The sequence below is a fragment of the Candidatus Thiothrix phosphatis genome (assembly GCF_035668035.1).
Taxonomy (GTDB): domain Bacteria; phylum Pseudomonadota; class Gammaproteobacteria; order Thiotrichales; family Thiotrichaceae; genus Thiothrix; species Thiothrix phosphatis.
Map to the genome: position 1 here is coordinate 1 of NZ_JAYMYJ010000032.1, position 3426 is coordinate 3426.

General features: G+C 57.8%; 4 protein-coding genes. 1 reads left to right on the forward strand and 3 read right to left on the reverse strand.

Features of this window, described 5'->3' with window-relative positions:
• Window positions 1–6 precede the first annotated feature (6 nt).
• On the reverse strand, window positions 7–1188 hold the full coding sequence (locus tag VSS37_RS04285) for a radical SAM protein (protein ID WP_046535196.1): 1182 nt from the start codon (window positions 1186–1188) through the stop codon (window positions 7–9).
• Entirely contained in the window at window positions 1158–1985 is an 828-nt protein-coding gene (locus tag VSS37_RS04290) for a hypothetical protein (protein ID WP_138678489.1), read from the reverse strand. Before VSS37_RS04290 ends, VSS37_RS04285 begins: the two co-directional genes overlap by 31 nt.
• An 89-nt stretch (window positions 1986–2074) precedes the next feature.
• On the opposite strand from VSS37_RS04290, the gene VSS37_RS04295 reads away from it, so the two are divergent.
• The gene (locus VSS37_RS04295) at window positions 2075–2440 is read left to right on the forward strand and encodes a hypothetical protein (protein ID WP_324693451.1); all 366 of its coding nucleotides are present in this window, start codon (window positions 2075–2077) and stop codon (window positions 2438–2440) included.
• A gap of 253 nt (window positions 2441–2693) precedes the next feature.
• Here VSS37_RS04295 and VSS37_RS04300 read toward each other — a convergent pair whose 3' ends face one another.
• Window positions 2694–3173 (reverse strand): nuclear transport factor 2 family protein, encoded by a 480-nt coding sequence (locus VSS37_RS04300; RefSeq protein ID WP_046535193.1) that lies wholly within the window; start codon window positions 3171–3173, stop codon window positions 2694–2696.
• Window positions 3174–3426 lie beyond the last annotated feature (253 nt).

Sequence of the window (3426 nt, forward strand, 5' to 3'; positions counted from 1 at the left end):
CGAGCCTTACGGCACGGTCGGCTCCGTCGAAATTCCGGCCGTTGTGTGGCAGCCCCCTCCCGACATTGCTTCCATACGGGCGAAGATCTTCTTGTACAGGTCACAATAGGGATCTTTCGTAAGAATGTCGCCGTGAACGCTGTAGGCTCTCACCGGGCATCCGCCGTGGCAGATGGCGAGGTAGTCACAATCCAGGCACTCTTCGGTTTGTATCAGAGAACCGGGTCTCATCTGGAACTCCCGGCGTGCATCGCTCCGTCGCAGCAGATCCGAGAGGCTGACCGGATCAAGAATGTTGCCAAAGCGATACTCGGGATAACTGCTGACCCAGCAGTCGCATTGGGCTACGTGCCCACGGGGATCGATACAGACAAATTCGTTTGCGCAGTTCTCGCGCCAGATGCAGAGCAGGTCTTTCGTGCCCTGCTCGAAGTAGGCGAGCAGCTTGTCGAAGGGTCCGATTCGTACACCTGCGTCCCTACCTCGTTTCTCCCAGATATCGGCCAGCTCCAGTAGAAAGCGGCTGAGGTCTTCCGTTTCCAGAGGATGAGCACACTTCACCGCTTTCGACATGCCTCCCGGGAAGGGCGTATTGACCTGAAAATCCCGGATTCCAAGACGGTCGACGAAATAGGAATAGAAGGCCTCCGCTCCGGCTTCGACGGTCCCGGCATTGGGTATCGCAATGACGCCAATCTCGATGCCGGCTTCCCTGGCCTCGAGAACCTTTCTTTCCCACAGGTCCTGATACTGTTGCGGCGTGCCACCCTTGACGCGGCGGTGGAGATTGGGGAAATCCATCGAAGTCCCCAGGCTGTTGCCAAACATTTCCGTGATGACCGGTTTCCATTTCGGGCCGTAACCAATCATGTTGGTCTGCAGGTAATTGCCTATTCGCTTTTCCCGGGCGGTCGCAATCTCCTGGACGAGTTCATGGGCGCGCTCGAACCATTCGGGTGGCTGGGTCATCACCTCACCGCCCTGCCAGTAGATGGACAAGGTGTCGATCTGCCGGTCCTGCATGTAGTCAAGGACCTTCCGGAGCACGACGGCAAGTTGATTCAGGGTAAGTCGATCTTCGGTTCGGGTCTCGAAGCAGTACTCGCAATCGGCGTTACAGCGCAGTGTGGGCAGCAGGATGAGGGAAAAAGGAGGCTTCACGCAGCTCCTGTCCCGTTCGTCGGGCATGCAGCGAGATCGCTCCGCAACTCCCTTGCTGCCTCGGCGAGCGTCCGGAATAGGACCTTGACGGTGTCGCAGCGATAATTCCTAGCGGGCCATTTGAAATAGCCGGAGCAGCTATCGACGAATTCGCATCCTCGGCATTCCCCCCCTTCCGTGATCAACCCGGCAATCTGCGCGCTGACAAATTCGTTGAAATCGGATGGCGGCGCCATGCCGATGAATCGCTTGCCGACAGTCTCTTCGTTCTGGTCGGTTACGTAGCGGATCCGGCGAGGATCTTCCTCCTGCACGGCCCAGAGGCTCACTGGCTCCTGGCGAAAAAAAGCCAGGAAGAGGCTGTGGAAGAACTCGACGGGCACCGAGACACTCGGCCGGTAAAGGTAATCGCTGGCCACGCCAAGCAGCTCTTCGGCGAGGGAATGCGCTGGCTGAGATCCTTCGAGCTTCACTGCGAAATCAAGCGATATCGCCAGCCTCACCACCTTGCCGAACCCAGGCGCAAAAGGCACCGAAACCCGAACTGGTCGGTCGGTCAGCAAGGGCGAGTACTTGTAGAGTAGCGGCAACTCTTCGGTCGGCTTTTCCACCACCAGATCGAGAGGAGTCCCGCATTCCCAGCGCAACAGGCCGTCCACCGGCGCACTCAGGCCGAGGATCTGCACATAGGCGAGGTCGTCGCAGTCCTTCGTCGAGAGTGCTGCGCTGATCAGGTCGGGATCCCGGGAACGAACCACGAGATGACGTCCCCGATAGGCATCGACCAAGGCAAGCGGGACGTTGTACAAGAGTGAATCAGTCAAGAGGCGTACTTTCGCGGACTACCAAGGATATCGCCGTTGATTGACCGAGGACATCGTCTTCCCGTGGTGACGCGCGGAAACCGAGACGTATGCATCTGCTATCCCGCTTCCCGCGCCAGGCAGTACGGGAAGGGGAAAAGAGTGAGCGGCTAGAAGCGGTTGACCCAGGAACCGCCGCCATTGATCCAAGTGCCGCCACGGTTGGCCCAGGCGCCGCCACGATTGGCCCAGGCACCGCCTCCGCCCGCGCGGTTGGCCCAGGCACCGCCTCCGCCCGCGCGGTTGGCCCAGGCGCCCGCCTCGGCGTCCGGCACAGCACCCAGTTTCAACATTGCCCCACCGAAGAGGGCGCTGCCGATGACGACCTTGGACCACTTGTTGAGACTGCGGAGGAAGTCTCTCCGCCCCGTCAACATCGGGTCGTCGGCTGTATTGTCGTCAGTTCCCTGCTGTGATTTCATATCGTCTTTCATATTCAACCTCGGTTTCCTGCTCGCAAAAATCCGGCCATGACCCCATAGGAACTGGTCTCAAACCAGAGGCAAAGTACCATGCGGATCGGTTCGACGGCCTCATGCGCTTCACTCAGGAAGGTTTCAAAAAAAATTTGCGAAAGCTGATCAATGGAATCCCCGCGTTTTCCCAGTCCAGCAATGAATTTCCGCAGGTTGTTTTTTGAACGTTCCTCAGATGCTTTCGCCGGCCCTACTACTCGGCACCCAGCCGGGAAAAGTGCATGCTGACAAAACGCCACTGGCCTTTCTCCTTTTGCAAGGTTCCGGACATGTTGAAGGCGCGTTCCCGCGTTTCCTGGTCGATGGGGGCTTTCATCGTGGTGGTCATCGCAAACCAAGCGATGTTACCGCTCGCACCGGTTGAAATCCACTGGTTGCTGAAACTGATGCTGTTCGGCTTGAACTTGGTAAAGAACTGAGCGTAAGCAGCGGAGATCCCTTCCCCGCCCAGATAGGCTTCGCCAGCACCGGTACCCAACAGGACGGCACCGGGCGACGAGGAATAGGTCGCCATCACGCCCTCGAGATCCTGCGCGTCAAACGCCTTGTTGTGACGTTCAACCAGGGACTGCACTCCGGGCAGGGGGACTGTTTTCGGGGATTCCGCCAGACAGGGAGAAGCCATTGCCCCACAAACAGCCGTCACCAGGACGAAACCCCGCATCGCATACATCAATGATCTCCTTTCGTAATCAAGCTGCTTGGAAAATTACCGGCTGAATCGGCTCGAAAAGTCCACGCCTGAACACAATCGATACGTTACGTTCCCGACCCAAGAAAACGGCTAATCAACACTCCTTGAAGGGTAGAAGACGCAAAGGGAAAACACAAGACAATTTTTCGGCGGTGTCCGTGACCCCTGTTATTTATTTAACGTCAGTTCGGGATAAGTTTGGGAGACGGCGAGAGCCGGCGGAAGTCCTGAA

Excerpts from the sequence above, each read along its gene's own strand:
- VSS37_RS04285 (WP_046535196.1), bottom strand. The coding sequence starts at position 1,188 with ATGCCCGACGAACGGGACAGGAGCTGCGTGAAGCCTCCTTTTTCCCTC.
- VSS37_RS04295 (WP_324693451.1), top strand. The coding sequence starts at position 2,075 with ATGCATCTGCTATCCCGCTTCCCGCGCCAGGCAGTACGGGAAGGGGAA.
- VSS37_RS04300 (WP_046535193.1), bottom strand. The coding sequence starts at position 3,173 with ATGTATGCGATGCGGGGTTTCGTCCTGGTGACGGCTGTTTGTGGGGCA.